Source organism: Sphingomonas sp., assembly GCF_040398505.1.
Lineage (GTDB): Bacteria > Pseudomonadota > Alphaproteobacteria > Sphingomonadales > Sphingomonadaceae > Sphingomonas.
In genome coordinates, this window is sequence record NZ_JBBATX010000117.1 from 1 (window position 1) to 7,249 (window position 7,249).

The following is a 7,249-nucleotide window of genomic DNA, read 5'->3' on the forward strand; positions in this document are numbered from 1 at the left end:
CGAACGGAGGGTGGCATCCATCGCTCGCGGATGGCTCACGCCGTCCCGATCGTCCCCATCACGTCGCCCGATTCCTGCTGCGCCATGAACGCGCCGCCGAAATCGATTGGCTCGAGCATCAACGGCGGGAAGCCGCCGTCGCGAATTGCATCGGCCAGCACGCGGCGCGCGAAGGGGAAGATCAGGCGCGGCGCTTCGGCCAGCAGGAACGGCTGGAGATGTTCGGCCGGGAAATTGCGCAGCCCGAACAGGCCAGCATAAGACAGGTCGACGAGGAACGCGACGGTGCCCTCGGCCTCGGCCTTAACCTCGATCCGCAGCACGATTTCGTACACATCGTCGCCGACCTGCGCCGAGGCGATGTTGAACTGCACGTCGATCGCGGGCGCGATCTGGTTCTGATAAATCGCCGGTGCGTTCGGATTCTCGAACGACAAATCCTTCACATATTGCGAGATCAGCCCTGCAGCGGGTGCGGTATCCTCGCCATTGGCGAGCGGTGCGCTCATGCCATCGGTGCTAATCGTGCCGTCGTCCTGCTCGCTCATGGAACTTCGTCCTATTCCTGTCCGTATAGCCACGGCTATGTGCCGTCGTCGAAGGCGCGCGCCTAGCAGGGGGTGGAGCCGAGTTCAACACGGCCTGCCGCACAGGATGCGATCGCATCATTTGAATCCGCGACCCGTTACGCCTATGTAGCAGGTTCGCAGGACGGACCGGAGGCTAAGTGTTCCTAGTTGTAATTCTCGCAATGGTGGCCGGTTTCATGGCGTTGCAGCTGTACCGTGTGCTCGGTAAGCGCACGGGGCATGAGCAGCCGCTTCCCAAACCCGCCGAAGATCGCGCGCCGCTGACCGTCGTGCAACGCCCGGTCGAAGCGATTGCGGAAGCGCGCGAGCCGGTCGGCCGTTCCGTCGAGCCCAAAGCCGAAGCGGGAATTCGCGCGATCATCGCCGCCGATTCGTCCTTCGATGTCGCGCGCTTCCTCGAAGGCGCGCAATCAGCCTATCGCATGATCCTGGAGGCTTATTGGAAGGGCGACGAGGAACAGCTCGGCTGGCTCGCCGAGGATGAGGTGCGCGATGCCTTCACCCAGGCGATTCTGGCGCGCAACACGGCAGGCCACGTCCTCGACAACCGCCTCGTCTCGATCGAACGCGCGATCATTACCGACGCTTCGCTTGAGGGTAAACTGGCGCGGATCACCGTTCGCTTCGATGCCGACATCGCTGCAGTCACGCGCGATGGCGATAGCGTTGTGATCGCCGGGTCGATGACCGACGCGGTTGAAACGCACGACATCTGGACCTTCGCGCGGACGCTGAAAAGCAAGGATCCGAACTGGAAACTCGCCGATACCGACGAGGTGTAACGCGCGTGTGGGGGGCGGGTTTGGTTCGGATGTCATCTTCTGCACCTTCCCCGGCGAAGGCCGGGGTCCAGTTGCGAGCAAGTCTGTGGCGCGCGCTGTACACACCATGTGATGCCCAACTGGGCCGCGGCCTTCGCCGGGGAAGCGGTGGGGCAACGGTCGCAGCGTTGGCACTCCTCCTTGCCGGCTGCGGCGGCGGTCAGGTCGCGCGCCCGAACCAATATCGCCCCGCGCCCGCCCGCACCCCCGTTCGCACCACGCCGATCGCCCCACAACCGACCCAACCCGTCGCCCCCGCCACAGCGACCGCGGCAAGCGCGGGTGTGATTGCTGGCCCACCGGTCTACACACTGCCGATCGATGAACCCGACGCCGCCCGCGCGCTCACCGCTTTTCGCTCTTCCTGTGGCGCGCTCCAGCGCCGTCCGGATAGTTCGGGCCTGACACGCGGCAGCGACTGGGCGCCCGCTTGCACCGCCGCCGCCACCGTGCCCACCGGCGAGGCGCGCGCGTTTTTCGCGCAATATTTCGAAGCGGTCCAGGTCGGCGATGGAAAGGCCTTCGCGACCGGCTATTACGAACCCGAAATCCGCGGGTCGCGCGATCGGCGCGGCGGTTATGACGTCCCGATCTATGCCCGCCCGCGCGATCTGGTCGACGTCGATCTCGGCGCGTTCAGCGATACGTTGAAGGGCAAGCGGATCCGCGGCCATGTGGTGGGCCAGACCTTCGTTCCCTATGACGATCGCACCGCGATCGAGCAGGGCACCCTCGATGGGCGCGCGCAGATCATTGCCTGGGCGGCCGACCCGATCGACCTGTTCTTTCTGCAAATTCAGGGGTCGGGGCGTTTGCGACTGCCCGATGGCTCGGTCATCCGGATCGGCTATGACAGCCAGAACGGGCGCGATTATACCGGCATCGGCGCGCTGATGAAAAAGCGCGGGCTGCTCGCGCCGGGGCAAAGTTCGATGCAGGGCCTGGTGCAATGGTTGCATGATCACCCCGAACAGGGCCGTGACATCATGCGCGAAAATAAAAGCTATGTGTTTTTTCGCGAACAATCCGGCCCCCCGCTCGGCGCGCTCGGGCTTGCCGTGACGGGCGGCGTAAGTGCCGCCGCCGACCCGTATTTCGTGCCGCTTGGCGCGCCCGTCTTGCTGTCGATGGACCGCGCCGATGCCAGTCGTTTGTGGGTGGTGCAGGACACTGGCGGCGCGATCAAGGGCGCCAACCGGATCGATACCTTCTGGGGCGCGGGGGCCGATGCCGAGGCGACCGCTGGTGGCATGGCGGCGCACGGCACTGCGTTCCTGCTGCTGCCGGTCGGCACGCTGGCGCGTCTGTCCGGTGAGAGGGCCTATGGGAACGCGTCCTCTCAGCCCTGACGAAGCGGCGCTTTGGGCGCGCGTGATGGCAGGCGTGCGACCGTTACAGGCAAAGCGCGCGCCCGTTGCAGGCGCCTCCAGAGGCGTCCCCCCCAAACCGTTGGTTTCGAGCACCGTCGAGACACCGTTTCGTCCGGGCGCTAGCCCCGCGACGCCCGCAACATCGCCCGATGCGGCTTCTCGACTGCGCTCGAAGCGAACCGATGCGAGAGCTGCACCTTCCGCCCCCGCCAACACCCCCTCCAACACGCTTGACGGCACATGGGACCGACAGCTCTCGCGCGGCCTCGTCTCGCCCGACCGTACGATCGATCTCCACGGCCATACGCTCCACTCCGCGCATGATCTGCTCGATGCGGCACTCGACGCTGCGATCCGGCACGGCAACCGTCTGATCCTGCTCATCACCGGCAAGCCGCCGCGCCCGACCAGTGAACGTCCGCATGCGCGCGGTGCGATCCGTGCCGCCACCGGCGACTGGCTGGCCGGCTCACGCCACGCCGCGGCGATTGCGGCGGTGCGTGCCGCGCATCCGCGTCATGGCGGCGCAGGGGCGCTGTATATCGTGCTCAGAAAACCGCGCGTGCCAGCAGCACTTTCGCGAAAATCTTAACCTTTAGCTGGCAAGGTCCCCCTAGGGTCCGAGCGCTTTGCTCGGGGGTGGGAGTCATGCGACATCGCGATGGACGACGTATCGCTCAAAAGCCGCGCGATCGTGTTCGCGATGTGTGCCGGGGCGGTTGCGTTCATCCTGGCGCTGGTCGCGACGTCGGCCGGTGGCGTCGACATCAGCAACGTTTCGCGCGCGCTGATCCCGGCGGTGGTTTGCGCTGCGATGTGCTGGGCGTCGGCCGAACGCAGTATTTCCGCTACGGCCGCGGCGATTGATGCCGCCATCGCGCGCCTGTCCCGCGCTGCGCAGGGTGATCTAAGCGGCGATATTCCCCCGGAAATCGCCGACAACGTGCCTCAACTCGCGACGGCGATGCACCGCCTGTTCGAACAATTGAACGCCAATCTCGACAGCGTCCACCGCCTCGCCATGTTCGATCCCGTCACCGGCCTGGCCAACCGCACCAACTTTCGCCGGACCTGCGAACGCTTGCTGGTCGAGGCCCCGCTCGGCACTGGCGGCGCGTTGTTTTTCATCGATCTCGATCGCTTCAAGACCGTCAACGATACGATGGGCCATGCATGCGGGGATATGCTGCTCGGGATGGTCGCCAATCGGTTGCGTGCCGTCGCCGACGGGGTTGCGGTCGCACCCGGCAACCCGCCGCCGCTGATCGGGCGTTTGGCGGGCGACGAATTTACCATTTTTTTCAGCGCGCTTACCGATTCCGGCGAAGCAGCGCGGATCGGGCGTGGCATTTTGTTCGCGCTCGCCGAGCCGTTCGATCTGTCCGGTACCGAGGTTACGATCGGCGCGTCGATCGGCATCGCGCTCCGCCCGCAACATGGCGAATCGCTGACCGATCTGATGCGCGCCGCTGATGCCGCCATGTATCACGCCAAGGCGAGCGGCCGTGGTCGCGCCGAACATTTCAGCGACGCGCTCGCCGCGCAGATCGTCGAACGCGCCACCCTCGAAAGCGACCTGCGCGAGGCGATCGATCGCGACGAATTCACGCTCGTCTTCCAACCGCAAGTCGACGCCGAAGACGGGCGTATCGTGGCGGCCGAGGCGCTGCTGCGCTGGTGTCATCCGCGCGACGGCTTGCGCCTTCCGGGCAGCTTCCTCGAACGCGCCGAGGAGACCGGGCTGATCGTTGAAATCGGCGAATGGGTTGTCCAAACCGTTGCCGAGACGATCGCACGCTGGGGCCGGATGGGGGTCGAACAGCGTCTCGCCGTCAACGTCTCGCCGCGCGAGCTTGACCATGCGACCTTCTTCCGGCGTCTGCGTGAAGCGATGCGCGCCGCCGCCGCGCCCGCGCATTTGCTTGAGCTCGAACTCAGCGAAACGCTGGCAATGCATTGCAGCAGCGACGTGATCGAGGCGATCGCCCAGCTCCGCGCCGACGGTGCGACGATCGCGATCGATGATTTCGGCACCGGTTATTCCAATCTCGCGCGCTTGCGCAGCTTGCCGATCGATCGCGTCAAGCTCGACCGCAGCCTGATCGAACACATTGCCGAAGACGCCGACGCCCGCACCATTGCGCATGCTGTGATCGGGCTGATCCACGGTCTCGGCTGCGAAGCGGTTGGCGAGGGAATCGAGAGCCACGCCCAGGCCGAGATCCTGCGGATCATCGGCTGCGACGTGATCCAGGGCTATGCGATCGCCGCGCCGATGGACGAGGACGCCTTCGTTTCGTGGAGCAAGGGCGAAGTGCGCTGGGCTTCGGCCGGGTAGCGCACCGCCGTCGCACCCGTCACGGCAGGCCGAGCGCCACCTTGATGTCGGTCCACGCCACGAGCTTGAAGTTCTGCGCGGTCGGCGCGTTCTGGCCATCTTGCGCGACGAACAAACCGCCGGGATAGCCAACCCCGAAATCGCCCACGACGACGTCAATCCCGTCGGTCTCTTCGGTCGAACCGACCGCACCCGCGCCGATGCGGAAGCGGCCGAGGTACGACTCATCGGAAAGGCGATAGACAGCATAAGCGTTGTCGCCCTGGCTCGAGACGAGCAGATAGCCACCGTTGCCCGGCCCCTCGGTTGCGAGGGTCACGCCTTCGGTATCGGCGACGATCTGATAGCCGTCGGCCGCCGCTATTTTGATCGGGGTGGTCGCGCCCTCGGGCCGCGCATCGAAGCGCCACAGCCCAACATCTTCCTCGGCGACATAGAGCCGGTGCGTCCGCTCGTCGGCGGCGCAGCCTTCGGATTGCGTGGCGAGCTTCATCGTGCGCACCAGCGTGGCACTGGGCTGGCCCCCAAGTGTCAGCGCGAGTTGCCGGATCGTGCCGTCCTTGATCACGTTGAAGGCGAAGAGCGTGTCAGCCGCGCGGTAGAGGCACACGCCGTACGCCTCGCCCGCACCCGCCGAAACCTTGCCCAGCGGGATGAGCGTGGCGCTGACCGGATCGAGGCGGAAGAGTGCGAGTTTCGCGCTTAGCGGATCGCTCCGGTCGCTTGCCGCAACGATGATCCCGGCCGCACCCATGTCGCGCAGATCGACATTATTGACCCGGCCCGCATCGATGAAGGAGCGCTGCTTGCCGTGCAGATCATAGACGTAGAGCCCCGCTTTCTTGTCGGTCCCGACGATCAGGCTTGCTGCCGGATCGGCCGGGTTGCGCCAGATTGCGGGGTCGTCGGCGGCATCGGCATTGGCGGTGCCGACCGCCTCGGTCTGGCCGCGCGCCTGCACCGCTGCGGTCGGCGCGCGGGAGAGAGCAGGCCGCGGTTTCGTGGCCGTGCAGCCTGCCATCCCAAGGGACAGCAGGCCGAACAGGGAAACGCTAACAACCGGACGCATCAGAAATTGATCGGCACGCCACCGGCATAGCGACGCCCGAAGCGCTCCCATTCGATCGTCTGGCCCGAGGTGTCGGGCGACGGGACGCCCGTGGCGCGTAGCAAATTGCCCGGATCGGAGAAACGACGCCCGGGCTGGTTGAGCAGATTGGTCGCATCGAAATAGACTTCGAAATTCTTGGTGATCGCATAGCGCGCCGAGAAATCCATTTCGTCGTCTGCCGCCCAATAGGTGTCGCCAGCATCGGTCAGATCATCGGCGATGCCATCGAGCCACTTCGAGCGGTTTTGATATTGCAGGCGCAGCGACAGGCCGTATTTCTCGTAATAGCCACCGAGATTGTAGACCATGTCGGAGGTGCCCGGCAGGCGTACCTTGCGCGCGGGGACGATGACGGGGCCGCTCGCCAAGAGTTTGTACTCCGGCTTCGTCACCTGGCTGTCGTTAAACGTGATGTTGGCGGAGATGCCGAATCCCCCCATCCAGTCTGGTAGCCCGAGGTTCTGCGTCCATGGTTCGAGTTGAAGCTGCGCCGCGACTTCTGCACCAAAGACACGACCGCTGCCGCCATTGGTGATGCCGGTGAAGTCATAGTCTGACCGGGGAACGCCAGCGGTGTCGAGCGCGGTCGACCCGAACTTGCGCGTCTGGCGATACAGCACGTCCTTAACCGACTTGTAGAACACACCGACGCTCAAATAGCCCTGCGGGCGCAGATACCATTCGAAATAGGCGTCCATCCCGTAAGCCCGCTCGGGCTTTACGGCGGGGTTGCCGCCCGAGATTGTCTGGTTGGCGTCGTTCACGACGACGTTTGGCCGAAGCTGATCATAATCGGCGCGCGCCGCGCCGGAATTGAACGACACGCGCACCTTTTTCGTGTCATCGACATTATAGTTGAAATGCAGGCTGGGGAAGGCGAGCGTCTGGCTCGACTCCGCTGTGACAAGTCCGGTCGTCGCGCCGACAGTCGCCACTGCTATGCCGCGGTTTTTCACGTTTTCGATGCGCACGCCGCCGAGGATCGAACCCCAATCATATTTTAGCGTGCCCATAAGATA

7 protein-coding genes are annotated in these 7,249 nt (G+C 65.0%); 4 read left to right on the top strand and 3 right to left on the bottom strand.

What is annotated here, in order from left to right:
- Positions 1 to 35: 35 nt before the first annotated feature.
- Complete coding sequence (gene secB, locus ABWP09_RS12355; RefSeq protein WP_353205432.1) at positions 36 to 548, bottom strand: protein-export chaperone SecB; 513 nt, start codon at positions 546 to 548, stop codon at positions 36 to 38.
- A gap of 179 nt (positions 549 to 727) precedes the next feature.
- On the opposite strand from secB, the gene ABWP09_RS12360 reads away from it, so the two are divergent.
- The 4 genes from ABWP09_RS12360 (at position 728) to ABWP09_RS12375 (ending at position 5,119) form a co-directional block, all read left to right on the top strand.
- Positions 728 to 1,372 (top strand): Tim44/TimA family putative adaptor protein, encoded by a 645-nt coding sequence (locus ABWP09_RS12360; RefSeq protein WP_353205433.1) that lies wholly within the window; start codon positions 728 to 730, stop codon positions 1,370 to 1,372.
- Between the two features lie 167 nt (positions 1,373 to 1,539).
- Positions 1,540 to 2,760 (top strand): murein transglycosylase A, encoded by a 1,221-nt coding sequence (gene mltA / locus ABWP09_RS12365; RefSeq protein WP_353205434.1) that lies wholly within the window; start codon positions 1,540 to 1,542, stop codon positions 2,758 to 2,760.
- Between the two features lie 25 nt (positions 2,761 to 2,785).
- Positions 2,786 to 3,373 (top strand): Smr/MutS family protein, encoded by a 588-nt coding sequence (locus ABWP09_RS12370; protein ID WP_502959797.1) that lies wholly within the window; start codon positions 2,786 to 2,788, stop codon positions 3,371 to 3,373.
- 69 nt (positions 3,374 to 3,442) lie between these two features.
- Positions 3,443 to 5,119, top strand: a complete 1,677-nt coding sequence (locus tag ABWP09_RS12375; protein ID WP_353205436.1) for a putative bifunctional diguanylate cyclase/phosphodiesterase — start codon at positions 3,443 to 3,445, stop codon at positions 5,117 to 5,119.
- Between the two features lie 19 nt (positions 5,120 to 5,138).
- Here the strand turns inward: ABWP09_RS12375 and ABWP09_RS12380 are convergent, their stop codons facing one another.
- Both ABWP09_RS12380 and ABWP09_RS12385 read right to left on the bottom strand, forming a co-directional pair.
- Positions 5,139 to 6,188, bottom strand: a complete 1,050-nt coding sequence (locus ABWP09_RS12380) for a phytase (RefSeq protein ID WP_353205437.1) — start codon at positions 6,186 to 6,188, stop codon at positions 5,139 to 5,141.
- Positions 6,188 to 7,249 (bottom strand): TonB-dependent receptor domain-containing protein (locus tag ABWP09_RS12385; RefSeq protein ID WP_353205438.1); only part of this gene is annotated, 1,062 nt, incomplete at its 5' end. The genes ABWP09_RS12380 and ABWP09_RS12385, both read right to left, overlap by 1 nt.